The following is a 25,922-nucleotide window of genomic DNA, read 5'->3' on the forward strand; positions in this document are numbered from 1 at the left end:
AGGCGCCCCGTCCAAGCGGGTGCTCCGTGGCCGCTCAGGCCGCGCGCCAGTACCCCAGCGCGTTCACCCGCTGTTTCGGTAGCGCCAGCTCCTTGCGGAAGTAGGCCGCCAGCGCCCGCGTCGTCGCCGTGTCGCAGGCGATCCAGACGTACGGGTCGGCCGCGTTCTTCAGAAGGTCCGGCACGGCCTCCTTTACCTGGGCCACCAGGTGCGCGCCCTTGTCGAGCCGGGGAACCGTACGGACGTCGTGGCGGTCGGGGTCCGCCTGGAGGGGCAGACCGTCCAGGCCCTCCGCCGACTCGAACCAGATCGTCGTGGGCGCCGAACCCACGGCCCCGAGCAGGGAGTTGAGCGCGGGGAGGGATGCCGTGTCCCCGATGGCCAGGACGTGGGAGGGCGCCGGGTCCGGGTCCGTGAACCCCGTGCCCTGGACGGTCGCCTCGATAGTGTCCCCCGGCTTCGCGGCCCGGGCCCAGTCGCTCGCGCACCCCTCGTGCAGCGCGAACTCCAGGCTGAAGGTCCCCGCGGCCGGATCGGGGTCCACGAGTGTGTACGCCCGCTGGTGCGGCTTGCCCGCGTTGTCGAACCACAGCCGCACCCACATCGTCGGGTGCACCCCGGTCGCCGCGAGCATGCCGCCGTCGGTGAGACGCACCCGGCGGTAGTGCTCGGTGACGTCCTCCGCACCCGTGACCGTGAACACGAAGTCCTTGCCCCGGAACAGTTTGAGGACCGCGCCCTCCCAGCCGTGACCCTGCCCCATGACTTCTTCACCCCTCGCGTACGATTCCGGCGCACCTTACTTAGGTGAGCCTAACCTAATCCACATGGGAGACGCAGGGTGACTGTCGAGATCTACCGTGATGCCTGGGGTGTCCCGCATCTGCGCGCGGGCGACGCGCGTGAACTCGCCCACGCCCAGGGACTGGTCACCGCCCACGACCGCGCCTGGCAGCTGGAGGTCGAACGGCACCGGGCGCGCGGCACCTCGGCCGCGTTCCTCGGCGCGGACGCGCTCGGCTGGGACCGGTTCGCGAGACAGGCCCGGCTCGACGACACGGCGAGACGCTGCTTCACCGCCCTGGAGAGACGGGACCCCGAGACGGCCGCCTGGGTCCGGGCGTACGTCGACGGGGTCAACCAGGGCCTGCCCGAAGGCGCCCGCCGCGCCCCCGAGTTCACGGCCGTCGGTCTCGCCCCCGGCCGCTGGGAGCCCTGGACCCCGCTCGGCGTCTGGCTCGCCACACACATCCTCTTCGCCGGGTTCCCGGCCAAGCTCTGGCGCGAGGAGGTCGTACGCCATCTCGGTCCGGACGCGGTCGCTCTGTTCGCCACCGACGGGCCCGGCACCTCCGGCAGCAACGGCTGGCTCGTCACCGGCGAGCGCACCGCCACCGGCGGGCCGGTCGTCGCGGGCGACCCCCACCGCTACATCGAGGCCCCTGGCGTCTACCAGCAGATCCGCCTGTCCTGCCCGGAGTTCGACGTCATCGGCCTCGCCGTGCCGGGCGTCCCGGGCATCGCCCACTTCGGCCACACGGGCACGGTCGCCTGGTCGATCACCAACGCGATGGCCGACTACCAGGACCTTTACCGGGAGCGGCTCCGCCGGACCGGGGACGGAGGCGGAGGCGGAGTTGGAGTCGGAGACCGGGTGGAGGCCCTCGGCCCGGACGGGCTGTGGCACCCCGCCTCCCGCCACACCGAGATCATCGAGGTGGCCGACGGCGACCCCGTCGAGGTGGAGGTGATCGAGACCGACCGCGGCCCGGTGGTCATCAATGGCGACACGGACCCATACGGCGACGGCGACACCGACCCGTACAGCGACGGCGGCGACGACACGGACGTTGGCAGCGGCCGGGATCGCGGCGGCGACGCCTGGACCGCCCCCCTCAGCCTCCGTCACCCGCCCCGAGTCACCGAGGACCTCGGCTTCTCCTCCCTCCTCCCCCTCCTCCGCGCCCGCCGGGTCGCCGACGTGGACCGTGCCTTCGACGACTGGGCCGAACCCGTCAACGTCGTCCAGGCCGCCGACATCGAGGGCGGTCTGCTGCACCGGGTCGCGGGCAGGGTCCCGGTCCGGAGCGAGGACAATCGCACGCGGATCGTCAACGCCTGGGAGCCCGGGCACGAGTGGCGCGGCTGGTACGCCCCCATGCCGCGCGGCACGGTCGACGACGGCATCGCGGTGATGGCGAACCAGCGCGGCCCGGCGACCCCGCTCGGCGTCGAGTTCGCCCCGCCCCACCGGGCCACCCGGCTGCGCGCACTCCTCGGCACCCGGCGGGACTGGTCCGCCGCCGACATGGCCGCCCTCCACATGGACACCCATCTCGCCTCCGCCGCCCCGCTGTTGGACCACCTCGCCGCCCTCGACGACCTCACTCCCGAGGCCGTCTCCCTGCGCGACCGGCTCCTCCAATGGGACCGCCACATGGCAGCGGACAGCACGGAGGCGGCCACCTACGCGGCGGTCCGGGGCGCGGTCGTACGCCGTCTCGCGGCCCACCCCGCCCTGGCCCGCCTCACCGAACCCCGGCCGTACCCCGAGGTCTTCCGCCCCTGGCTCGCACTCGTTCCGCGAGTCGCCTTCGCCCTCGAAAGCCTGCTCAGGGCCGAGGAGTTGTACGGGATCGACCGTGCCGAGGTCGTCAGGGCGGCCGTCGAGGAGGTGGCCGGAGACCCGCCGAAGGGCACCTGGGGCGACACCCACCGCCTCGCTCCCTGGCGGGCGTTGCCGGATCCCTCGTACGACGAGCGGGAACCCGGACTCTCCGGCGACCACGACTGCGTGCTGTGCACCTCCGCCGTGCCGGGGCTCACCGACCGGGCCGCTCGCGGTCCCGCCGCCCGCTATGTGTGGGATGTCGCGCGGCGCGAGAACAGCCTCTGGGTGGTGCCGTTCGGTGCCTCGGGCGTCCCGGATTCACCCCACCACCGCGATCAACTCCCCTTGTGGGTCAGGGGAGAGCTGGTCCCCGTCGTGACCGACTGGACCGAGCTCATGGAGGACAGAACGATGACAGCCGAGCCGTACGCCGCGAGCCGCGAGGCCGTCCACGAGCAGGCCGTCGACGGTCTCGGCACGGTCCGCGTCCTGCGCGTGGACCCGGACGCCGACCTGGACGTGCTCCACGCCTGGGTGACGGCCGAACGCGCCCGGTTCTGGGGCATGGGCGGCTTCGGCAGGGAGCAGGTGCTGGAGACGTACCGGCACCTCGACTCCCTCGACACCCACCACGCCTTCCTCGCCGTCCTGGACGGCAGACCGGCCGCGCTCTTCCAGACGTACGAGCCCGCCGCCGACCGGGTCAGCGAGTGCTACGAGGTGGAGCCCGGCGACATCGGCGTCCACCTGCTGATCGCGCCCGCGGGGGCGGGCGACGAGCGGCCGGGGTACAGCTCGGCGCTGCTCACCGCGTTCACCGTGTACGTGTTGGGCGTCCTCGACAAGCGCCGGGTCGTGGTCGAACCCGACCCCCGCAACGAGAAGGCGATCGCCCGTCTGATCCGCCAGGGCTTCGTACTCGGGCCGCCGGTCGTGCTCCCGGAGATAGACCTGCCGGAGGTGCACCTGCCCGCGAAGAAGGCCCAACTGGCGTTCCTGACAAGGGAAGCCGCGGGCTTCTAGAGGCGCGGAGCGCAAAGCGCGAGGGGTGCGGAGCGCGGGTGTGGGGCGTGAGGGGTGCGGAGCGTGAGGCGTGCGGGGCGGCCGAAGTTCCGCGCGTCGGGAGCCGGTTGGTGCATCGACAACTCCCTTTGGGGCATGGTCGACAGGTGGTCCATGACATCACTCCCGAAGCCCTGGTCGCCCACTACAAGCTGGAGCCCATCCCCAAGGAGGGCGGTCTCTTCCGCCGTACCTGGGCGGGTCCCGAACGGCCCGACGGCCGCCCCGAGGGGTCCGCGATAGTGGTCCTCCTGACCGCGGAACCCGACGACTTCTCCGCGCTCCACCGGCTCCCCGCCGACGAGACCTGGCACTTCTACCTGGGGGATCCCCTGGAGATGCTGCTCCTGTCCCCCGACGGCACGTCCCGTACGGTTCTGCTCGGCCCCGACGTCCTCCGCGGCCAGCACCTCCAGTACACCGTGCCCGCACGCACCTGGATGGGCGCGCGGGTCGCGACCGCCACCGGCTGGTCGTTCTTCGGATGCACGATGGCGCCCGGTTTCACCTACGAGGGGTACGAGCACGGGGACGCGGCGCAACTCACCGCCCGCTACCCGGACCGGGCCGCGCGGATCGCCGCGCTGAGCCGCCCGTGAGCGGCCCGGACGACGGACATCGCGACGGACATCGGCACCCACATCGCGATGGACGCCGGGACGGACACCTCCGCGGACTTCTCGACGGGCAGGTCGCCCTCGTCACCGGGGCGTCGGGCGGCATCGGCCGGGGCATCGCGCTGCGGTTCGCCGAGGCGGGGGCGGCCGTGGCCGTCCACTTCCGTACGAACGCGGAGGCCGCCGGTGAAGTCGTCGACCTCATCGTCGGCTCGGGCGGACACGCGGTCGCCCTGCGGGCCGATCTGACCGTCGAGGACGAGTGCCACCGCCTGGTCCGCGAGGCGGCCGACCGGTGTGGCGGCCGGCTGACGGCCCTGGTCAACAACGCCGGCGTACAGCCGGTCCAGGAGCTGTCCGGGATGACGGCGGGGGACTGGCGGGCGGTGGTCGACGCCAACGTGTCGAGCGTGTTCGCGTGTACGCAGGCGGCGGTGGAGGTGATGCGCGAGGGCGAGGGGAGGGGGCACGGCGACCGGCGTGACCCGAGCGACGTAAGCGACGTACGCGCCTTGAGCGCCCTGAGCGACCGGCGGGGCTCGGCCGTCGGGCCTGTGGGCAGCATCACGCACATCGCGTCCATCGAGGCCACACACCCCGCTCCCCTGCACGCCCACTACTCCGCGTCCAAGGCGGCCGTCCTCGCGCACGCGCGCTCGGCGGCCCTGGAGTACGGTCCCTACGGAATCCGCGTGAACACCGTCTCGCCGGGGCTGATCGACCGCGCGGGCCTCGCGGAGGCGTGGCCCGACGGTGTACGGCGCTGGCAACAGGCGGTGCCCACCGGGAGGCTGGGGCGTCCCGAGGACGTGGGCGACGCCTGCGTGTTCCTCGCCTCGCCGATGGCCTCCTGGATCACCGGGCACGACCTGGTCGTGGACGGTGGGGTCTCGGCGCGGCCGACGTGGTGAGGGCACGGCGCCGAGCGACACCTTGAACAAGGTGTCGCGTACATCCGTACTCCCACCGAGGCCGAGGCCGAGGCGAGGCCGTGGCCGCGGACAGCCGCAGACGTACATGGACGTGCAGTGCGAGCAGGACGAGCAGTAGGGAGAGGCGACGTGGGCCGAGTGCGCCGCATACACCGAGTGCGCCGCATACACCGAGTGCTACGGGTACTACGGGTGTCGGCGCCACGCCGGGCAGTGGCCCTCGTCGCCCTGCTGGGCACGCTGTTCCTGCTGGGCGGCGCGGGCTCGGTGTCCGCCCACTCGGCCGTGCGCGAGACGACCCCCGGCGAGGGCACCGTCCTCAAGTCCGCGCCGAAGCAGGTCACCATGACCTTCACCGAGTCGGTCGGCATCACCGACGACTCGCTGCGCGTCCTCAGCCCCGAGAACCGCCGGGTGAACGCGGGCGACACCGAGCACGCGTCCGGCCGGTCCGACAGCGTCCGGGTGCCGCTCGACGACGGTCTGGCCGACGGCACGTACACCGTGGCCTGGCGGGTGGTGTCGGCGGACAGCCACCCCATCTCCGGCGCCTTCACCTTCTCCATCGGCAAACCGTCCGAGACCACGGCGTCCGTCTCCGCGGAGCCGGCCGTGAATCCCGCCTCGGGCGCGCTCTACGACATCGCCCGCTACGGCGCGTACGCCGCCGTCGCCCTGCTCATCGGCGCGGCGACCTTCGTCCTGGTCTGCCGCCCGGCCTCCGCCGAGCCGCTGCGCGGACTCGTCCGGGCCGGCTGGTGGGTCCTCGTCGCCACGACGGCCGCGCTCCTGCTGTTCCGCGGCCCGTACGAGCGCGGCACCGGCCCCTCCACCCTCCTCGACCCCGAACTCGTCGAGAACACCCTGACCAGCAGGCCGGGCTGGGCCCTGCTGGCCCGTCTCGCGCTTCTCGCGGGGGCGGCGGTCTTCCTCGTACGGCTCGGTCGGGGCGCGGCAGCGGAGACGGAGGGTCCGGAGAAGGAACAGGTGCGGCCGAAGCCTGTGGTGCTCGCGGTCGGCGGGGTTCTCGCCGTCGGTCTGGCGGGCACTTGGGCCGCCGCCGAGCACGCGTCCGCCGGGATCCAGGTCCCGCTGGCGATGACCTCCTCCATGCTGCACCTGCTGGCGATGGCGGTCTGGCTGGGCGGTCTCGCGGCGCTCCTCACCACGCTCCACCGCTCGGAGGCGCTGCTGTCGGCGGCCTCCGTGGCCCGTTTCTCGCGCCTCGCGTTCGCCTCGGTCGCCGTCCTGGTGCTGACCGGCGTCTACCAGTCCTGGCGGGGGCTCGGCTCGTGGGACGCGGTGTTCGACACGTCGTACGGCCGGATCCTGGTCGTCAAGGTGTGCGCGGTGGTCCTGCTGCTGGCGGCGGCGGGCTTCTCGCGCCGCTGGACGGGCCGGCTGACGGACGCCGAGGAGCCGCTGCGGGTCCCGGTGCTGGAGACGGTGGGGGCGCGTGCGGGCGGGAGTGCCGACTCCGGCGCCGGGGCGAGCAGTTCGAGTGGGGACGCCGGGGAGTCCACGTCGGCCGCGGCCGGAGACGGATCCGACGAGAAGCCCGAGAACGAGTCCGAGCCGACCTCTGTGCCCGGCGCCCGCCGCGGTGCCCTGCGCCGGTCGGTCCTGGCCGAAGTCGTCGTGGGTGTGGTCGTGCTGGTCATCACGACGGTTCTCACCGGTACGCAGCCTGGGCGCGCCGAGATCGAGACGGCGGCGGCCGAGGAGACCGCGGCGGCCGGTCAGCGGACCGCGTCGACGACCCTGATCCCCTTCGACGTCGGCACCCCGGGTGGCCAGGGCAAGGTCCAGATCGTCCTGGAACCGGGCCGCGTCGGCGAGAACACGGTCGAGGCGGTCGTCATCGGCCCCGACGGAGGCATCGCCACGGTCCCCGAGATCCGCCTCTCCTTCACCCTCGCGTCCCAGAAGATCGGCCCGATCGACGCCGGCCTCACCAACAAGGGTGGCTACTGGGGCACGTCGTCCCTCAACCTCCCGATCCCGGGCACCTGGACGATGAAGGTCACCATCCGCACGTCGGACATCGACCAGGTGTCGGAGTCGCGCCGGGTGAAGATCCTCCGCTGACGCGCGGGGCGCGGGGCACGGGCGCAGGGCGTGGGGCGTGGTCAGGAGTCAAGCTTGAGGACGACGTACCCCTCGACGGTCCCGACGAGCGAGTAGTCGGCGCGGGGGTGGAGCTGCCGCGCGCGGGCCTCGATGTCGCGGATCCGGTCGCGGCGGTTCTGCAGGGCGATGTAGTCGGGGGTGATCCCGCCGGTGTCGCCCACCCACAGGACACGGCAGCGTGAGGTGAGGCGGCTGCTGGGGCGGATGTCGGCCTCGACGGTCGCGCCGTCCGGGATCCGGTCCAGGAGGCGCTCGACCGCGGTGACGCGCGCCGGCTTGCGGTAGGCGGCGGGATCGGCCAGCACGGCCATCGGGAGCGTGGTCGTCAGCGACAGCGCGGCGGCGACGACGGCCGCGGGCAGATGGTGCGCGTACGTACGCAGCCAGGGCCGCGGGCTGTACCGGGCACCGGCGAGAGCGTCGACGAGGGCGAGCGCGACGACGGGCATCAGGACCGCGCTGTAGTGCCAGTCGGTCCCCCAGTAGTGGTCGTCGGACGAGAGGAACCGCCACCCGAGCGTGGGCAGCGCGACGACGGACAGCGTGGAGCGCAGCGCCAGCAGCCCGGTGGTCGGCACCAACAGCCAGGCGAGGGTGCGGAGTTTGTCGCCCGTACCGTCGAGGAGGGTCGAGCCGCCGTCGACCTTGGCCCAGTAGTCGTAGCCGCCGGTCGTGTTGAAGGCCGGGATGACGAGGACGAGTACGACCAGGGTGGCGGCGATGCCGAGCGCCGCCACGGCGAGGGCGTACAGGATCGTGCGCCGGGAGTCGCGGCGGCACCGCAGGGCGACGACGAGGGCGATGGCCGCCACCGTCACCCCGAGGTCCTCCTTGACCAGCACCAGCGGCAGCGCCCACAGCAGCGCCGCGCGCCACCGCCGGGCGAGGATCGCCTCCAGGCCGAACGCGATCAGGGGTACGGCGAAGCAGATCTCGTGGAAGTCGAAGTCGACGGCACGCTGGATGCCCCAGGACAGGCCGTACGCGATGCCGAGCGCGAGCCCGCGCGGACGCCCCAGCAGCCGGGCGGCCGCACGGGTCACCGGTACCGCCGACAGCGCGAACAGCGCGGCCTGCGCGACGAGCAGGGTGACCGGGGAGGGGAAGACCCGGTAGACGGGGGCGAGGAGAGCGGTGACCGGGCTGAAGTGGTCGCCCAGGACATTGGCCCCGGGCCCCTTCAGATCGACGACGGGCGCCTGGAGGTGCGCGTACGCGCGGACGGCCTGCTCGAAGATGCCGAGGTCCCAGGAACGGGTGGCCAGGTTCCGGTAGCGGCCGAGGGAGAGAGCCGTGTAGGCGGCGAAGAGGACGAGGGAGAGGAGATACGGGTCGAGTCGGCCGGGTGGGCCGGTTCGGCGGGGGCGCCGGTCACGCGGGGGGAGCGTGGCCGGCCCGGGTATCGCGGACCCGGGCACCGCGGACCGAGGTGAGGCCCGCGTCGGTGGCGGCACTTGTACCGGTGTCTGGGCCGGTATTCGTATCGGTGGGGAGGCCGGTGGGGAGGCCGGTGGGGAGGTCGGTGCGGTTGTCGGTGACGTCTGCGCGGCCCGGGCGTCCTGCGGCGGGCCGGGGAGAGCCTTGGTCACGAGCGGTCCTTACGAGCCGTCGGCACACCGGGCGACCAGGAAGTCATCGGTAGGTCATCGGTCGGGTGTCGATGTCGGCACGGCACTGGGCTTCCGAGGGACTGGAGGGGACTGGAGTGAGGCCGGAGCGGGACTGGAGCGGGACTGGAATGGAGACCAGAGCATGACACGGACCTCGATTCCGACGCGATGGAGACCCGTGTTTCCGCAGTTCAGGGGCGGTGGAGGAACGGGATCCGAACTCGTTCCTGGCAAGGGCCGACTGTCGGGACGTCCCTGGCCGCGCTCGTCGTCGGCGGCACCCCGCAGTTCGACCCGCGCTCCCTGCCCCTCCCCCCCCCGCGATCTCGCGTGGCACCCGGGCGGCACCACCCGGCACCGCAAGGCGCCGGGTGGTGCCATTTGGTGCCGCGCGGCGCCATTCCCTTTCTCTCAGGGTGCGTGAGCGTGACTGGTGTCATAATTGCTCAGCCGGGTGCCAGTGTGTTTCTGCAGGTAGGAGCGTTCTGGTCGACTGTCGACCGCGAGATGTCACCTCGTGGCTTGCATGTGGCGCCAATGTGGTGCCATGATGGCGCCATGGACCTCACCCCGTATGTCGACAGCCTCCGCCGCGAACTCGCGGTGGCCGCCGAAGCCGGCGGCGACGAAGCCCGCGAGCTGGCGGAGAGGCTGACGGCTCCCCTGGAGTCGGCGACCCGGCTGATCATGCTCAACGTGCTCTCCGCCGCGACGGACGAGATCACCCGTGAACTCGCCCCCGGCTCGGTCGACGTACGGCTGCGCGGACTCGACCCCGACTTCGTCGTGACACCGCCGCCCACCGACGGCGGCGCCTCCGCGGAGCCGGCCGAGCCCGTCGAACCGCTCAGGGCTCCGGCCCCGACGGACGGCGACGAGAGCGGCACCGCCCGCGTCAACCTTCGTATGCCGGCCCACCTCAAGGCCCGAGCCGAGGAGGCCGCGACCCGCGAGGGCCTGTCGGTCAACGCGTGGCTGGTGCGCGCGGTGTCGGCCGCGGTCGACGGCAGCACCCGGCCGCGCACGACGGAGAGGACCCAGACCATCGGCCAGAGCATCACGGGCTGGGTGCGCTAACCGCGCCTCCGCCCGCGCCACGTAACGCAGACCACTTCACTCACACCACGTCCCACCAGCGGGGACGGCCCAAGGACTCAAGAGGACGGGACAGCCATGCCTTCTTTCGAAACGCCCGAACCGATCTCGGCCACCGCCTACGTCTACGCCGGTTCCATCCGGTTCGCCACGGGCGACCGCCTCGACACCGTCGTCGACGTACGGCCCCGCGACCCGAAGAAGGACATGGACGTACGGACGGCCGACCAGACCGAGGTCTCCTACGCGAGCGGCACCCTGACCGTCACCACGCCCAAGGCCAACCTGCTCGGGCGCAGCGGCACCGTCGACGTGTCGGTGGAACTGCCCACGGGCTCGAACATCGACATGACCGGCGCCGGGACCCAGATGATCGGCGAGGGCCGGCTCGGCGAGGTCCGGGTGAAGATCACGGCGGGTGACGTCCGCCTCGACACCACCGGCCCACTGCAGCTGAAGGTCTCGCACGGCTCCAGCACCGTCGACCGGGTCGAAGGCATGGCCGAGATCACCACCAGCACCGGCAACGTGCGCGTCGGCATCGTCGACGGTCCCGCCGTCCTGAAGAACTCGCACGGCAGCACGACCGTCGGCGCCGTGACCGGCGAGCTGCGGATGAGCGGCGCCAACGGCGCCATCGACATCACGCGCGCCGAGGCATCGGTCGTCGGCACCACGACCAACGGCTCCCTGCGCGTCGCCGAAGTCGTCCGCGGCAACGTCCAGTTGGAGACCTCCAACGGCGCCATCGAGGTCGGCATCCGCGAGGGCACCGCCGCCTGGCTCGACGTCAGCTCCAACCGCGGGCACGTACGCAACACGCTCGCCGCGTCCGAGGCCCCGGAGCAGACCGAGGAGACCGTCAAGGTCCGCGCACGCTCCAACTGGGGAAACATCGACGTCCTCCGCGCGAAGGCCTGAGCACCCTCGCCCCGCCGGGCCTCACCCCGCCCGGCCCCGCACCAGCCTCACCTCACCTCTTCCGATCCCCCAACCCCTTCAGCCTTCTAACGGGAGGGCTCCATGCCTTCATCTGTCATGCCCACGTCCAAGCAGCGCGACGGCCACACGTCGCCGGCCGCCGTCTCCACCGTCGGTCTGCGCAAGTCGTTCGGCGACAAGACCGTCCTCGACGGCATCGATCTGCGCATCCCGACCGGGTCGGTCTTCGCCCTGCTCGGCCCGAACGGCGCCGGCAAGACCACCGCCGTGAAGATCCTCTCCACGCTGATCTCCGCCGACGGCGGCCAGGCCCAGGTCGCGGGCCACGACATCACCACGTCACCGGACGGGGTGCGGGCCGCGATCGGTGTCACGGGCCAGTTCTCCGCGGTGGACGGCCTGATCACCGGCGAGGAGAACATGCTCCTCATGGCGGACCTGCACCACCTGTCGAAGCAGGAGGGCCGCCGGGTCACCGCCGAACTCCTGGAACGCTTCGACCTGGTGGAAGCGGCGAAGAAGCCCGCCTCCACCTACTCCGGCGGCATGAAACGCCGCCTGGACATCGCCATGACCCTGGTCGGCAACCCGCGGATCATCTTCCTCGACGAGCCGACCACCGGCCTGGACCCGCGCTCCCGCCACAACATGTGGGGCATCATCCGGGAACTGGTCACGGGCGGGGTGACGGTCTTCCTCACTACCCAGTACCTGGAAGAGGCCGACGAACTCGCCGACCGCATCGCGGTGCTGAACGACGGCAGGATCGCCGCCGAGGGCACCGCCGAAGAGCTCAAGCGCCTCATCCCCGGCGGGCACGTACGACTGCGCTTCGAAGACCCGGCCACGTACGAGACGGCCGCCGTCGCGATCAGCGAGGCCACCCGGAACGACGAGGCACTCTCCCTCCAGATCCCCAGCGACGGCAGCCAGCGCGAACTGCGCTCCATCCTCGACTGGCTGGACGCGGCCGGCATCGAGGCCGACGAACTCACCGTGCACACCCCCGACCTCGACGACGTGTTCTTCGCCCTCACCGGCAGCACCAAGGTCCCCACTCAGCCCAGCCAGTCCAAGGAGGATGCCCGATGAGCTCCCTCGCCCTCGCCGTCCGCGACTCGTCCACGATGCTGCGCCGCAACCTCCTGCACGCCCGGCGCTACCCGTCCCTCACTCTGAACCTGCTGCTCACGCCGGTCGTGCTGCTGTTGCTCTTCGTCTACATCTTCGGCGACGTGATGAGCGCGGGCATCGGTGGCGGTGGCGCGGATCGCTCCGACTACATCGCGTATCTCGTGCCGGGCCTGCTGCTGATGACCATCGGCGGCACCACGATCGGTACCGCGGTGTCCGTCTCCATGGATATGACCGAGGGCATCATCGCCCGCTTCCGCACGATGGCGATCCACCGCCCTTCAGTGCTCATCGGACACGTCGTCGGCAGCGTCCTGCAGTGCGTGATGACCGTGATCCTCGTCGGGGCCGTCGCCGTGGCCATCGGCTTCCGGTCCACGGACGCGACAGTTCTGGAGTGGCTGGCGGCGTTCGGGCTCCTCGTGCTCTTCGCCCTGGCGCTCACCTGGATCGCGGTCGGCATGGGCCTGATCAGCCCGAACCCCGAGGCAGCCAGCAACAACGCGATGCCGCTGATCTTCCTGCCGTTCATCTCCAGCGCCTTCGTCCCGGTCGACGCGATGCCGGGCTGGTTCCAGCCGGTCGCCGAGTACCAGCCCTTCACCCCGGCCATCGAAACCCTGCGCGGCCTGCTGCTCGGCACCGAGATCGGCCACAACGGCTGGCTCGCCATCGTCTGGTCCCTGGCGCTGACCGCACTGGGCTACTTCTGGTCGAAGGCATCGTTCAGCCGCGACCCGAAGTAACCGCCGCCGAAGGGCCCCACCGCGAAGGGTGGGGCCCTTCCGGAGTTCCTCGGTGACTCCGAGCTCGGTGACTCCGAGCTGGATGCCTCCGAGCTGGATGACTTTGAGCTTGGTGACTACGAGTGGGCCGTGATCTGCGCGGTGACCCGCTGGATGGCCTTGACGGCTATGTCGGGGCGGTCGACGTGTATGTAGTGGCCGCTTCCGGCGGCGACGCTGATCCGGCTGCGGCCGGAGAGCGCACGCCACTGCGCCTGGCCCTCGGCCCACATCTCTTCCAGGGCGGGCCCGTAGTCGGGGACCTCGGCGTACTGGGACTCGTGCCTGATGATCTGCACCGGTATGTTCCCCGCGGAGCGGACCTCGGCGTCGGCGATGATGAACTTCTCCGGGTTCTGGCCCTCGTTCACCGCGATGGTCTGATCGCGCAGTTCGGCCGCCATGCCGGTGGCCGACTCGGGGATCGCCTGCGAGACGCCCGCAGTGAGGGCCGGGATCGTGGCGTCCATCAGGACCAGGCCCTTAACCCTGTCCCGGTGGTCGGGGGCGTACCGGGCGGCGATCAGTCCGCCCAGCGAGTGGCCGGCCAGCACGACCGGACGGTCACCGGTGACCCGGTCGAGCACGCCCGTAAGGATCCTGGAGCTGTCGTTGATGGTCTGGGTGCCGTTCGGCTGGTCGCTCTCGCCCTCGCCGAGCCGGTCGTAGGAACAGACCCTGGCCTTCTTGCTCAAGGTCTTCTGCAGGCCGGCCATCGTGTCCAGCCCGTCGCCCCCTCCGGCCATCAGGACGACCACCGGCTTACGGCCCGCCGAGCGGCCGGAGCAAGAGACGTTGACCGAGTAACCGCCGACGCGGATCTTCTTGGTCCCCGAGAACGAGTCCCCGTGGTCGTACCCGTGCCACGCGGTCGTGCTGGATGCCGACTGGGCCTGGGCGGCCGTCTCCCCGTAACCGACAATGCCCGCACCGGCCACGGCACAGAACGTCGCGGCCACGGCGGTTGTCTTGAGCATGCGGTTCACGAGGACCTCCAAGAAGCCAGGGGAGAACAGGGGAAGAAGGGGAAGACAAGAGGGAGACAGGGGAGACGAGGGCCGGGCCGGTACCGGGTCGGTCGGCCGCAGTCCGTCGGCGACAACTCAGACGCTACGGATCCGGCGACCCCAAATCGTCACCCCGCAGGGCTCACTCACGCGTAGCTCTCCAGAGGGACAACGACTACGCCCCGGCGGGATGGGCGCGAGCCTCCGCCGGATGCGCCGCGTCAGTCGCCCATGTCAGTCCCCCATGTCAGCCCCCATGCCAATCGCCTGGGTCAGTCCCCCATGCCGTACCGAGGCTCTTCGGTACGGGTCCGCTTGACCTCGTAGAAGCCCGGAACGTCGGCCAGCAGCAGAAAGCCGTCCCACAACCGTCCGGCCGTCTCCCCGGTCGGCGCGGGGGAGACAACGGGACCGAAGAAGCCGACCCGTTCGCCACCGGGCCCGGCGACCGACACGACCGGCGTGCCGATGTCGTCGCCGGCCAGGGCGACGGCCTGCGCGTGCGAGGACCGGATCGCCTCGTCGTACGCGGTGGACTCGGCGACCTCGGCGATCCCCTCCGGCAGCCCGGCGTCCGCCAGGGCCGCCGGGAGGTTCCCCCACTCACCTCGGAGATGGAATCGGGTGCCCATCGCGGTGAAGAGATCACTGAGCGCCCGCTGACCGAACTGCTTCTCCACGGCGGCACACACGCGCACCGGGGCCCACATGTAGTCGCCCCACTCGCCCTCGGGGTTGTCGTCCCGGTGCTCGTTGAGCACCGACAGACTCATCACCCGCCAGCGGACGGCCACCGGCCGCACCTTGGTGACCTCCACCATCCACCGCGAGGTGATCCACGTGTACGGGCAGACGGGGTCGAACCAGAAGTCCACAGTCCGCTGTTCGCTCATCCGATCGCTCCTGAGACGGAAGACGTCGAAGGACACAACGTTGAAGGGCCCCACCGCGAACGGTGGGGCCCTTCAACGTTAGTGCCCGGTGAGGCACTGGCGGAGGATACGAGATCAGAGACCAGGACAACGGCCCGCCCGGAGTCCGGTCAGAACTCCAGCACCTCGCGGTCGAGCGGATACCGCGCCCGGTGAGGACCCTCGTTCGGCGAGGACGTGATCGGCAGCACGCCGGTCGGCTGCAGGCCCAGGTTGTCGTCCCAGATCCGGGGTTCGACCTGTCCGACGACGCGGAACTGCCGGAAGGTGAACGGCGGGCTGTCGGTCGGGAAGAACTCGGCTGTGGTCATCACCTGGAAGTGCAGGTGCGGCGTGGTCGAGTTTCCGCTGTTGCCGATCAGCCCGAGGACCTGGCCGGATTCGACCCGGTCGCCCTCCCGGACTTTGAGCGAGCCGGGTTTCAGGTGGGCGTAGAGCAGATAGCGGCCCGGCGCGACTTCCACGGTGACGTGGTTGCCGACGGTGTCCTCGATCGGCGGGACGGGCGGTGTGACGGGCGGCTGGTTGTCCGCGATGCCGTCCTGGACCTCCACCACTCTGCCGCCGGCCGAGGCCACGACCGGCTGACGGTAGCTCAGATAGCTGGTCAGCCGTGCGGGGTCGCCTTCCCAGGTCTGCCCTTGCCCGCCGACCCGGTACCAGTCGATCGCGAAGCGCTGCGGCACATAGAAGCGACCGTTGATCGGGCCGAGGCCGCGCCGGTGGTGGGTGTTGCCGCAGCACGACTCGCTGGAGTACCAGGTGCCGGGGCGAACCGGCGCGCGCAGGTTCAACGGCGGGATGCCGGAGGTCCGGGTGGCCTGCACCGTCTCCTCGAAAGCGGAGGGGCCGGAGGGGGCCAGGACGGCACCCGAGAGATGGTGTTCGAGGACCTTGGGCGCCCGCTGACCGCGGTCGAGGGTCAGGTCGAGCCAGATGATCCACTTCTGGGAGCCCTGGATGACGGTCGGCGTCGGCGCCGGTGGCGGCGGGGTGTACCCGTCCGCACCCGGCAGGGGGTCGCCCACCGGATTGGCGGCCTCGGCCAGCTCCTGCCCGCTCAGCGAGCCGACGACCCGGTGCGTGCGGGCGTCTCGGACGTCGACACGGTCGAGCCGCAACGGCGTGCTGCTGGGCAGTGAGCTCGTGGTGAGCAGTTCGTACGAGAGGTGCGTCCTGCCGTCCGTGGCGACGAACGGCGTCGGTTCGGTCATCACTGCCGCTGTCAACGGCGTGAACTGTGCGCCGGGCGCCGGAGGGGTCGCACCGGTTCCGTAACCGGTTCCCGCTGAGACCATCAGCATGCCGGCCGCGAGCACGGCAGCGGCGAGCCCGCGAAGTAGCGGGCTGCGGCCAGTGCGGTGGCGAGGGTCGCGCTCTGCCATTGCGCTCTTTCGTTCGTCGGACCCGGGCCGTGAAGGACGCCGGCACGCCCCGCACCGAGGCGCAGGCCCATGTAATCCGGCGGTGCGTCACTCCGGGCGAACGGCGCCGGAGCCAGGTGCCGAACTGCACCCGTCCAGCCGCATCGACCACGCGGTCCCCGCTCACGGCAGCTTCGAGGCGCTGCACGGATGGACAACGAGGCCCGAGAACCGTCGAAGGGCCCCACCGCGAACGGTGGGGCCCTTCGACATCGTGCCCGGTGAGGCACTGGCGGAGGATACGAGATTCGAACTCGTGAGGGGTTGCCCCCAACACGCTTTCCAAGCGTGCGCCCTAGGCCACTAGGCGAATCCTCCGCCGCAAACAATACAAGACGTTGAGGAGTGCTCGCGAACTCGTTCCCCCCGTTCAGATCGGGTACTGTGTGCGCAGCCCCTCACGTGGCGCTATCTGACTGAACTCCCCCAGGGCCGGAAGGCAGCAAGGGTAGGTTGGCTCTGGCGGGTGCGTGGGGGGCGCTTGCGTTTGCGGGGCCGGCGGAGCCGAGGGTGTGGCCCTGGTGGAGCTGGGAGTGCGGCCCTCGTGGAGCCGAGGGTCTGGCCCGGTGCCGGTGGGGCGGAGCGGGGAAGTCCGGCGGGCGGTGCTCGTTGTCAGTGGGCGCCTATAACCTCGTACGCGTGTCGTCTCTCGCGCTGTACCGCCGTTATCGCCCGGAGTCGTTCGCCGAGGTCATCGGGCAGGAGCATGTCACCGACCCGTTGCAGCAGGCGCTGCGGAACAACCGGGTCAATCACGCGTACCTGTTCAGCGGGCCGCGTGGGTGCGGGAAGACGACCAGTGCGCGGATCCTGGCGCGGTGTCTGAACTGCGAGCAGGGGCCCACACCGACACCCTGCGGGGAGTGCCAGTCCTGCCGGGACCTCGCGAGGAACGGGCCGGGTTCCATCGACGTCATCGAGATCGACGCCGCCTCGCACGGTGGCGTGGACGATGCCCGTGACCTGCGCGAGAAGGCGTTCTTCGGGCCGGCGAGCAGCCGGTACAAGATCTACATCATCGACGAGGCCCACATGGTCACGTCGGCCGGGTTCAACGCGCTGCTGAAGGTCGTCGAAGAGCCGCCCGAGCACCTCAAGTTCATCTTCGCGACCACCGAGCCCGAGAAGGTCATCGGGACCATCCGGTCGCGTACGCATCACTATCCGTTCCGGCTCGTGCCGCCCGGGACCCTGCGGGAGTACCTGGGCGAGGTGTGCGGGCGCGAGGGCAGTCCCGTCGAGGACGGGGTGCTTCCGCTGGTCGTGCGCGCCGGCGCCGGGTCCGTGCGTGACTCCATGTCCGTCATGGACCAGCTGCTGGCCGGTGCCGGGGACGACGGCGTCACGTATGCCATGGCCACCTCGCTGCTCGGTTATACGGACGGGTCGCTGCTCGATTCCGTGGTCGAGGCCTTCGCCGCGGGGGACGGCGCCGCCGCTTTCGAGGTCGTCGACCGGATCATCGAGGGCGGAAACGATCCTCGGCGGTTCGTCGCCGATCTGCTGGAGCGGTTGCGCGATCTCGTCATCCTCGCGGCCGTGCCCGACGCCGGGGAGAAGGGGCTCATCGACGCCCCCACCGACGTCGTCGAGCGGATGACGGCCCAGGCCGGAGTGTTCGGCGCCGCCGAGCTCAGCCGGGCCGCCGACCTCGTCAACGAAGGGCTGACGGAGATGCGCGGGGCCACCTCCCCCCGCCTCCAGCTCGAACTGATCTGCGCGCGCGTGCTCCTGCCCGCGGCCTACGGCGACGAGCGGTCCCTCATGGCCCGGCTCGACCGGATCGAACGCGGGGTGAACTTCACGGGGGCGGCGGCTGCCGGAGCGCCCGCGATGGGGTACGTGCCTGGGCCCGACGCGCATGCCGGGATGCCGACCGGGGGGCCGGGGGGCGGCATGGCCGCTTCCGCTCCTCCCGCTTCTCCTTCCGCTCCTCCCGGTCCCTCCGTCCCGCCGGGCGGCGGGCCCGCCGCGGCTCGCGCTGCGGTACGGGGAGCGGGGGGCCCCGGCGGAGATACGGCTCCTGGTGGCGATACGGGTCCGGGGGCGCCCCAAGCCCCCATCTCGGCCCAGGTCCCCACGCCGGCCCCCGCCCCCGCCGTGCCCACACCCACTCCGGAACAGGCGCCCGCTCAGGCTCCCCCCTCCGCCCCCGCGGCCGGCGCCTGGCCCGCCGCGACCGCCGCGGGCAGTGGCAGGCGACCTGGGGGATGGCCGACCGCCACACCCGCGGGCGGGGGACAGCCACCGGCCGCGGCACCCGGTCCGCCCGCGGCCCAGGTCGCCCAGCCCCAGTCCCAGGCTCAAGCCCCGGCTCCGGCGGCCGCGTACGCCTCCCCTCCGCCCAGTGGTGGCCCCGACCCCCGCATGCTGTGGCCGAACATCCTGGAGGCGGTGAAGAACCGTCGCCGCTTCACCTGGATCCTGCTCAGCCAGAACGCGCAGGTGACCGGCTTCGACGGCACGACCCTCCAGATCGGTTTCGTCAACGCGGGCGCTCGGGACAACTTCGCGAGCAGCGGCAGCGAAGAGGTGCTGAAGCAGGCGCTGACCGAGCTGTTCAACGTGCACTGGAAGGTCGACGCGGTCGTCGACCCGTCCGGTGGTTCGGCACCGCCGCCCGCGCCCGGCCCCGGGTCGGGTTACGGCGGGGGTTACGGGACAGGGGGTGCTCCGGCTCCGTCGGCGCCGCGCCCTGCCCCGCAGCAGCAGCAGCCGGCTCCGGCTCCCCGGCCTGCCTCCTCGGCACCTCAGTCCCAGTCCCAATCGGCGCCCGCATCCAGTCCTGCGCCCGCTCCCCGCCCCCCTGCTCCGGAGCCGCCCCCCATCTCCCCCGAGGACGACACCCCGGAGGACGACGATCCGGACCTCGACGAGTCCGCCCTGTCGGGCCACGAACTGATCGTGAGAGAGCTGGGAGCGACGGTGGTGGAGGAGTTCTCGAACGAGTAGTAGGGAGGTAATGAGCAGTACCGACCAGTAGTGAGTGATCGCGAGGGGTCGCGAGTGGAACGACCGGGCAAGCCCGCCCAACCCACGCCGACCCGCCCCCGAAACACGACAGCTAGTCTGACCCCCGTGAAGGTCCTAGTTATCGGCGGCGGTGCCCGCGAACACGCCCTGTGCCGTTCTCTCTCCCTCGACCCCGACGTCACCGCGCTGCACTGTGCCCCAGGCAACGCGGGTATCGCCGAGGTGGCCGAGCTGCACCAGGTCGACGCCCTCGACGGCAAGGCCGTGGCCGCGCTGGCCACCGAGCTCGGCGCCGAGCTGGTGGTCGTCGGCCCGGAGGCGCCCCTCGTCGCCGGGGTCGCCGACGCCGTGCGCGAGGCGGGCATCCCGGTGTTCGGCCCCTCCAAGGAGGCCGCCGAGCTGGAGGGCTCCAAGGCCTTCGCCAAGGACGTGATGGCGGGCGCGGGCGTACCCACGGCCCGCTCGTACGTCTGCACGAACCCCGACGAGGTCGAGGAGGCGCTCGACGCCTTCGGAGCCCCGTACGTCGTGAAGGACGACGGTCTCGCGGCCGGCAAGGGCGTCGTCGTGACCGCCGACCTCGACAAGGCCCGCGAACACGCCAACGCCTGCGACCGTGTGGTCATCGAGGAGTTCCTCGACGGCCCCGAGGTCTCGCTGTTCGCGATCACGGACGGCGTGACGGTCGTCCCGCTGCAGCCCGCGCAGGACTTCAAGCGCGCGCTCGACGGCGACGAGGGTCCGAACACCGGCGGCATGGGCGCGTACTCGCCCCTCCCGTGGGCCGACCCGAAGCTGGTCGAGGAGGTCATGCAGACCGTTCTGCAGCCGACCGTCGACGAGATGCGCCGCCGCGGCACCCCCTTCTCCGGGCTCCTCTACGCCGGTCTCGCGATCACCTCGCGCGGCGTGCGGGTCATCGAGTTCAACGCCCGCTTCGGCGACCCCGAGACCCAGGTCGTCCTCGCCCGCCTGAAGACCCCTCTCTCCGGCATCCTCCTCGCGGCGGCGGACGGCACCCTGGTCGACCTCGAACCCCTCCGCTGGAGCGACGACGCGGCCGTCACCGTGGTCATCGCCTCGCACAACTACCCGGACACCCCGCGCACCGGCGACCCCATCGAGGGCCTCGACGAGGTGGCGGCACAGGACGCCCCGCACGCGTACGTCCTGCACGCGGGCACCAGGCGCGACGGTGACGCCATCGTGAGCGCGGGCGGCCGGGTGCTCTCCGTCACGGCCAGCGGCAAGGACCTCACCCAGGCGCGCGCACGCGCGTACGAAGCGGTCAACCGAATCCACCTCGACGGCGGCCAGCACCGTACGGACATCGCGGCGAAGGTGGCGGGGGCGACCGAGGCGTAACCGACAGTTACGCCACTTCACCTGCGTCAACGCGTATCGAAGAACGATCCCGGGCCCCGGATCCTGCACAGGATCCGGGGCCCTTTCGTCAGCCACCTCTGCCCAAAGCCATTCCATCGGGTGACCGATGCTCCATCCGGCTGACGAGGGCCGGGGCCCCAACTAGGGTGCGGCGCAAGCGTTCCGGCACTTGGCCCACCGGCATTGCGATGTCGGTCGTGGGTGCCACAGTGGGGGAGTGAGCAACGCCATGGACGTCCGCCGGCAGTGGCTGGGTATGCACGCGCCGGGCGGGCAGTAGGGGGTGACACCGGTCGTGTCCGGTATGGGTGTGGAGGTGGGCGCGCAGGCCGCGCGCTCACGGGCTCTCGCCGTGCTGCGGGTCCGCAGCCGGGCGCTGGCCGTCGCCCTGCTGCCCGCGGCCGTCGCCGTCGTGCTGCTCGTCGGCGGGTCGACGGGCCACATCGACGGCCCCGGCTGGGCGGTCACGCGCTGGATCGTGTCGGGGTTCGCCCTGTTCGTTCTCCTCGCCGCGGCGGGCATCGCGCTGGTCGTGGCCCGTTCCCGGCCCGCCGTGAGCCCCACGGTCACCATCGCCGAGGAGTCGGCGCCCGATCTCTACCGCATGGTGCGCGACCTGGCCGACCGCCTCGAAGTGCCCGCGCCCTCCGCGATAGCGCTCACCCCGGACTGCGACAGCTGGCTGGAGGACCGCACCCACCGGGCCCACGGCACGCCCCGGCCGGAGGCCCGCGACGAGATCGAGGGCGTACCGGCGGTCCGGGGCCTCCCGTCGGCCCACCGCCGTCCGCCGGCCGCGCCCGTCCTCGTCATCGGCTCGCCCTTCCTGTGGTGGATGCGGGTCGGCGAACTGCGCGCCGTCCTCGCACCGGTCGTCGCCGGTACGGGACCGTCGGCGCACCCCGACATAGCCGCGGCCCGGCGTTTCGTCCGGGGGCTGGACGCGGCGGTGGCCGTGACCTCGGAGCCCCGCGGACCCCTGTCCCGGACGGTGCTCGGCGGGGTCGGCTGGGTGGTGCGGCTGCTGCTGCGGAGCTGCCGCGGGCATGCCGCCGAGATGGAGCGGGGCGTCGCCGCAGCGGCGGCGGAGCGTGCACAGGCTGTGGATTACGGTCTGCGGATCGTCGCCCAGGAGCAGGTGGGGCTGGCGTACGCGGGCTGGGACCGACTGCTGACGCGGGTCGCGCTGCCCGCCTGGCGGATGGGGCGCTGGCCGTCCCGGCTCGACGCGGGCGTGGTCGCGGCCCTCACCGAGCTCTCGCGGCGCGACCGTCTCGCCGAGGGGTTCGCCTCCCGGCTCGGCGAGCGGCCCGCCTGCGACCTGCTGGAGGAGCCTGGCGCGATCGACGAGGCGGCGTCCCTGCTGGCCGCGCGCCTCTTCCACGGCGGACCGGCCGAGACCGGGCCCGACTGGGCGCCGGTCGACTGGGACGAGTATCCGGACGAGGTCGTGGACCGGAAGTGGCGTACGGACGCGGCGCGATTGCATCGGGTGCTGGATGCGCTCGGCGTGAGCCGGTCCTCCGGGGCCGGGGCCGGCGCCTCGGATCCGGAGGGGCCGACGCTGGCCCGGGTCATGGATCACCTGAGTGACCGGGAGCCGGGGGAGTCGCGGGAGTCCGGGGGCCTTGGGGAGCTTGGGGATCCGGTGGTCGTGGAGCGGCCCGAGACCGCGGCGTACGAGGACGAGGACGAGGACGGTGGGCCGGAGAACGAGCGGAGTTCGGCGCTCGCGGCGGGGCTGAGTGCGGAGGTGGCGCGGGAGGAGGCCGCGGTGTCGGCCGCCTCCGCTCCCTCCGGGGCCGCCGGGCAGGTCGGTCCGGACATGCCCCTGTGGGACGACGGGTCGTTGCCGCTCTTTCCTCTGCAACCGCCTCGGACGGGGCGGGAGTTGCTCGCCGACCATGTCACCGCGATGGTGTGCTGTGCGGCGATGGACACGGCCGGGGCCGCTCCGGGGCTCGACTGGCTCGACGGGCCGTCGTTGCTCATCAACGGCGAGCGGTCCGTGGACCTCGGCCCCCGAGTCCTGAGCCTCATCGAGGAGGGCGACCCCGCCCCCCTCCGCACCTGGCTCCTCCACCTGGGCATACGCCCCGAGAAACCGGTCCGCCTGGTCTGACCTCAACCCGTTTTCCGCCCCCGCCGCCCCTACCCATTCCCGTCCCTTTCCGGGGGCTGCCGCCCCCAGGCCCCCGCATCGGCCTGAACGGCCTCGTCCTCAAACGCCGGACGGGCTGAAAGACCTCAGGGGCGCGGGGAACTGCGCGCCCAGCCCCCACTCACCCGCACACACCACCCACCCCCACTCCAGCCCCACCCGCACCCCACTCCCCCTGACCTCCTGCCCCACCCGCACCCACTCCCCCTGACCCCCTGCCCCCTCGCCAACCGCCGGAGGCAATTCGCAACGAACGGTGACGGTGTGCGTGCGTAATGTGATGTGCTGGGACCGCTCATTGACAAGGCAAGGGCCTGCACAGGCCGACAGGGGCTGACGGGGGCACGAGGGAGGGAACGCGGTATGGGGTCGGAGCAGATTCGCCGGTGGGAGTCGGGAGCGATGGCGCACGCCGTCACGGATCCCTTCGGACAGGGCCCCGTCCCCTGGCTCCGCGGCAGTGAGAACTACTTCGACGACACGGGGCACGTCGTCCCCTGGTACGTGGACCAGGCCCCACCCCCCGGCACGGCATCACCCGGCGACGGCGACGGCGACCGAAACCGCAGCCGCAGCAACCACCGCGGAACCACCGGCCCACGCGTCCCCACTCCCCGCCAGACCGCCGGCGGCCCCCGCACGGCGGACGACGTCCACCGGCAGATCAAGGGCTTCGCCTCCACCGGCGCCGCCGCCCCCGGCGAGGCCATCGACTTCCACATCACGGTCGACCCGCCGCAGCAGTTCAGCGTGGACATCTACCGCATCGGCCACTACGGCGGCGACGGCGCCAGCAAGATCACCACCAGCCCCCGCCTCCCCGGCATCGTCCAGCCGGCCCCGCTCACCGCGGACCGTACGGTCTCCTGCCACCACTGGTGGCTCTCCTGGCGGCTGCAGATCCCGACCTACTGGAGCATCGGCGCGTACGTGGCCGTGCTGACCACCGACGACGGCTACCGCTCCCACATCCCGTTCACGGTCCGCGACAACCACCCCGCCGACCTGCTGCTCCTCCTCCCGGACATCACCTGGCAGGCGTACAACCTCTATCCGGAGGACGGCCACACCGGCGCGAGCCTCTACCACGCGTGGGACGAGCACGGCCGGCTGCTCGGCGAGGCCGAAGCCGCCACGACGGTGTCGTTCGACCGCCCGTACGCGGGCGCGGGCCTCCCCCTCCACGTCGGTCACGCCTACGACTTCATCCGCTGGGCCGAGCGCTACGGCTACGACCTCGCCTACGCCGACGCCCGCGACCTGCACGCCGGCCGCGTCGACCCCACCCGCTACCGGGGCCTGGTCTTCCCGGGCCACGACGAGTACTGGTCGACGACCATGCGCCGCACCGTGGAGGTCGCCCGCGAGCACGGCACGTCCCTCGTCTTCCTCTCCGCCAACACCATGTACTGGCAGGCGGAGCTGGGCCCGTCCCCGTCCGGTGTCCCCGACCGCCTGCTGACCTGCCGAAAACGCCGCGGCCCCGGCAAACCCGTCCTGTGGCGTGAGGTCGACCGCCCCGAGCAGGAACTCCTGGGCGTCCAGTACGCGGGCCGGGTCCCCGAGGCGCACCCCCTGGTCGTCCGCAACGCCGACCACTGGCTGTGGGAGGCGACCGGCGCCCACGAGGGCGACGAGCTGGAAGGCATGGTCGCCGGCGAGGCCGACCGCTACTTCCCGCGCATCACGCTCCCCGAGCACCAGGGCCGCATCCTCCTCTCCCACTCCCCGTACCGGGACACCGAGGGAGCCATCCGCCACCAGGAGACCTCCCTCTACCGCGCCCCCTCCGGCGCCCTCGTCTTCGCGGCCGGCACCTTCGCCTGGTCCCCGGCCCTGGACCGCCCGGGCCACATCGACACCCGGGTCCAGCGCGCCACGGCCAACCTCCTGGACCGCATCTGCAAACGCGACTGAGCCCGTTGACCCTGTCGACCCTGTGGAAAACCTTCAGAACTGAACCCGTGGAGAGCTCGCGGAAGCCCCTCACACTCGACCCCTGGCAGGACCGGTTCCTCCCGTACGGGAGAATCGACCCAGTTGGCCAGAACGACGGGGAGGAACCGTGTCCGGATTCGTAGAAAAGCCCGAGCCCGTCGAGGTGCCGGGTCTGGTGCATCTGCACACCGGCAAGGTGCGCGACCTGTACCAGAACGAGGCGGGCGACCTCGTGATGGTCGCCAGCGACCGCATCTCCGCGTTCGACTGGGTGCTGCCCACGGAGATCCCCGACAAGGGCAGCGTCCTGACGCAGCTCTCGCTGTGGTGGTTCGACCAGATCGGCGACCTGATGCCGAACCACGTCATCGGCACCGAACTCCCGCCCGGCGCCCCGGCCGACTGGGCGGGCCGCACCCTGGTCTGCAAGTCGCTGCGGATGGCCCCGGTCGAGTGCGTGGCCCGCGGCTACCTCACCGGCTCGGGTCTCGTCGAGTACAACCAGACCCGTACCGTCTGCGGTCTCGCCCTCCCCGAGGGCCTGAGCGACGGCTCGGAGCTGCCCGCCCCGATCTTCACCCCGGCCACCAAGGCCGCCGTCGGCGAGCACGACGAGAACGTCTCGTACGAGGAGGTCGCCCGCCAGGTCGGCGCGGAGACCGCGGCCCAGCTGCGCCAGGCGACGCTCGCCGTCTACGGCCGCGGCCGTGACATCGCGCGCGAGCGCGGGATCCTCCTCGCGGACACGAAGTTCGAGTTCGGCTTCGACGGAGAGACGCTCGTCGTCGCCGACGAGGTGCTCACCCCGGACTCCTCCCGCTTCTGGCCCGCGGACCAGTGGGAGCCGGGCCGCGCGCAGCCCTCGTTCGACAAGCAGTTCGTGCGCGACTGGCTGACCTCCGCCGAGTCCGGCTGGGACCGCAAGAGCGAGCAGCCGCCGCCCGCCCTGCCCCAGCAGGTCGTGGACGCGACCCGCGCCAAGTACGTGGAGGCGTACGAGCGCCTCACGGGCACCACCTGGAGCTGAGCGCCCTCGGTCAGCACGAAGAAGCCCCCGGTCGCGATGACCGGGGGCTTCTTCCTGCTGAGCGGACGACCAGGTTCGAACTGGCGACCTCAACCTTGGCAAGGTTGCGCTCTACCAACTGAGCTACGTCCGCGTTGCGCCGTGGCGCGAGAGCAA

The 25,922-nt window shown here is 71.8% G+C and carries 18 protein-coding genes, 2 tRNA genes and 1 other RNA gene; 14 read left to right on the plus strand and 7 right to left on the minus strand.

The annotated features are described in order from the left end of the window. Positions 1 to 34 precede the first annotated feature (34 nt). Positions 35 to 763, minus strand: a complete 729-nt coding sequence (locus ACN20J_RS26285) for a siderophore-interacting protein (protein ID WP_190230873.1) — start codon at positions 761 to 763, stop codon at positions 35 to 37. A gap of 78 nt (positions 764 to 841) precedes the next feature. Here ACN20J_RS26285 and ACN20J_RS26290 point away from each other — a divergent pair, with 78 nt between their 5' ends. From ACN20J_RS26290 to ACN20J_RS26305, 4 genes are all read left to right on the plus strand, one after another. Continuing rightward, the gene (locus tag ACN20J_RS26290) at positions 842 to 3,634 is read left to right on the plus strand and encodes a GNAT family N-acetyltransferase (RefSeq protein ID WP_419666933.1); all 2,793 of its coding nucleotides are present in this window, start codon (positions 842 to 844) and stop codon (positions 3,632 to 3,634) included. A 158-nt stretch (positions 3,635 to 3,792) separates the two neighbouring features. Further along, on the plus strand, positions 3,793 to 4,272 hold the full coding sequence (locus ACN20J_RS26295) for a cupin domain-containing protein (protein WP_189841709.1): 480 nt from the start codon (positions 3,793 to 3,795) through the stop codon (positions 4,270 to 4,272). Next, complete coding sequence (locus tag ACN20J_RS26300; RefSeq protein WP_419666934.1) at positions 4,269 to 5,201, plus strand: SDR family NAD(P)-dependent oxidoreductase; 933 nt, start codon at positions 4,269 to 4,271, stop codon at positions 5,199 to 5,201. The genes ACN20J_RS26295 and ACN20J_RS26300 overlap by 4 nt, the downstream gene beginning before the upstream one ends. Positions 5,202 to 5,414: 213 nt before the next feature. Then, positions 5,415 to 7,310: a copper resistance CopC/CopD family protein gene (locus ACN20J_RS26305; protein WP_419666935.1), complete on the plus strand. Its 1,896-nt coding sequence runs from the start codon at positions 5,415 to 5,417 to the stop codon at positions 7,308 to 7,310. Positions 7,311 to 7,351: 41 nt separating this feature from the next. Here ACN20J_RS26305 and ACN20J_RS26310 read toward each other — a convergent pair whose 3' ends face one another. Beyond that, positions 7,352 to 8,770 carry a DUF2079 domain-containing protein gene (locus ACN20J_RS26310; protein ID WP_419666936.1) on the minus strand — a complete coding sequence of 473 codons (1,419 nt, stop codon included), beginning with the start codon at positions 8,768 to 8,770 and terminating at the stop codon, positions 7,352 to 7,354. Positions 8,771 to 9,520: 750 nt separating this feature from the next. Between ACN20J_RS26310 and ACN20J_RS26315 the strand changes: the two genes are divergently transcribed. The 4 genes from ACN20J_RS26315 (at position 9,521) to ACN20J_RS26330 (ending at position 12,879) form a co-directional block, all read left to right on the plus strand. Beyond that, positions 9,521 to 10,039, plus strand: coding sequence for a toxin-antitoxin system HicB family antitoxin (locus ACN20J_RS26315; protein ID WP_189841632.1), 519 nt, complete (start codon positions 9,521 to 9,523; stop codon positions 10,037 to 10,039). 96 nt (positions 10,040 to 10,135) lie between these two features. After that, positions 10,136 to 10,978 (plus strand): DUF4097 family beta strand repeat-containing protein, encoded by an 843-nt coding sequence (locus ACN20J_RS26320; protein WP_190230877.1) that lies wholly within the window; start codon positions 10,136 to 10,138, stop codon positions 10,976 to 10,978. A gap of 102 nt (positions 10,979 to 11,080) precedes the next feature. After that, a complete protein-coding gene (locus ACN20J_RS26325; protein WP_419666937.1) occupies positions 11,081 to 12,091 on the plus strand; it encodes an ATP-binding cassette domain-containing protein in 1,011 nt (336 codons plus the stop codon). After that, positions 12,088 to 12,879, plus strand: coding sequence for an ABC transporter permease (locus tag ACN20J_RS26330; RefSeq protein WP_361988363.1), 792 nt, complete (start codon positions 12,088 to 12,090; stop codon positions 12,877 to 12,879). Before ACN20J_RS26325 ends, ACN20J_RS26330 begins: the two co-directional genes overlap by 4 nt. Positions 12,880 to 12,995: 116 nt before the next feature. Here the strand turns inward: ACN20J_RS26330 and ACN20J_RS26335 are convergent, their stop codons facing one another. The 4 genes from ACN20J_RS26335 to ACN20J_RS26350 all read right to left on the minus strand — a co-directional run bounded on the left by ACN20J_RS26335 (position 12,996) and on the right by ACN20J_RS26350 (position 16,599). Continuing rightward, positions 12,996 to 13,895: an alpha/beta fold hydrolase gene (locus ACN20J_RS26335; RefSeq protein WP_419668956.1), complete on the minus strand. Its 900-nt coding sequence runs from the start codon at positions 13,893 to 13,895 to the stop codon at positions 12,996 to 12,998. Positions 13,896 to 14,197: 302 nt separating this feature from the next. Next, entirely contained in the window at positions 14,198 to 14,818 is a 621-nt protein-coding gene (locus tag ACN20J_RS26340; RefSeq protein ID WP_419666938.1) for a disulfide bond formation protein DsbA, read from the minus strand. A gap of 149 nt (positions 14,819 to 14,967) precedes the next feature. Beyond that, positions 14,968 to 16,071 (minus strand): M23 family metallopeptidase, encoded by a 1,104-nt coding sequence (locus ACN20J_RS26345; RefSeq protein ID WP_419666939.1) that lies wholly within the window; start codon positions 16,069 to 16,071, stop codon positions 14,968 to 14,970. Between the two features lie 440 nt (positions 16,072 to 16,511). Next, positions 16,512 to 16,599: transfer RNA gene (locus ACN20J_RS26350), tRNA-Ser, on the minus strand. Between the two features lie 71 nt (positions 16,600 to 16,670). Here ACN20J_RS26350 and ffs point away from each other — a divergent pair. The 6 genes from ffs to ACN20J_RS26380 all read left to right on the plus strand — a co-directional run bounded on the left by ffs (position 16,671) and on the right by ACN20J_RS26380 (position 25,766). Next, positions 16,671 to 16,769: signal recognition particle sRNA small type (gene ffs / locus ACN20J_RS26355), an RNA gene on the plus strand. A 151-nt stretch (positions 16,770 to 16,920) separates the two neighbouring features. After that, positions 16,921 to 19,233, plus strand: a complete 2,313-nt coding sequence (locus ACN20J_RS26360) for a DNA polymerase III subunit gamma and tau (RefSeq protein ID WP_419666940.1) — start codon at positions 16,921 to 16,923, stop codon at positions 19,231 to 19,233. A gap of 126 nt (positions 19,234 to 19,359) precedes the next feature. Continuing rightward, a complete protein-coding gene (purD, locus tag ACN20J_RS26365; RefSeq protein ID WP_190230882.1) occupies positions 19,360 to 20,619 on the plus strand; it encodes a phosphoribosylamine--glycine ligase in 1,260 nt (419 codons plus the stop codon). Positions 20,620 to 20,944: 325 nt separating this feature from the next. Beyond that, complete coding sequence (locus tag ACN20J_RS26370) at positions 20,945 to 22,762, plus strand: hypothetical protein (RefSeq protein ID WP_419668957.1); 1,818 nt, start codon at positions 20,945 to 20,947, stop codon at positions 22,760 to 22,762. Between the two features lie 402 nt (positions 22,763 to 23,164). After that, positions 23,165 to 24,718, plus strand: coding sequence for a N,N-dimethylformamidase beta subunit family domain-containing protein (locus ACN20J_RS26375; RefSeq protein WP_419666941.1), 1,554 nt, complete (start codon positions 23,165 to 23,167; stop codon positions 24,716 to 24,718). 148 nt (positions 24,719 to 24,866) lie between these two features. Beyond that, positions 24,867 to 25,766: a phosphoribosylaminoimidazolesuccinocarboxamide synthase gene (locus ACN20J_RS26380; protein ID WP_189841640.1), complete on the plus strand. Its 900-nt coding sequence runs from the start codon at positions 24,867 to 24,869 to the stop codon at positions 25,764 to 25,766. A 60-nt stretch (positions 25,767 to 25,826) separates the two neighbouring features. Here ACN20J_RS26380 and ACN20J_RS26385 read toward each other — a convergent pair. Next, positions 25,827 to 25,899: transfer RNA gene (locus ACN20J_RS26385), tRNA-Gly, on the minus strand. Between the last annotated feature and the right edge of the window lie 23 nt (positions 25,900 to 25,922).

It is taken from the genome of Streptomyces sp. 2-1, from assembly GCF_048564895.1.
GTDB classification, from domain to species: Bacteria; Actinomycetota; Actinomycetes; order Streptomycetales; family Streptomycetaceae; genus Streptomyces; species Streptomyces phaeochromogenes.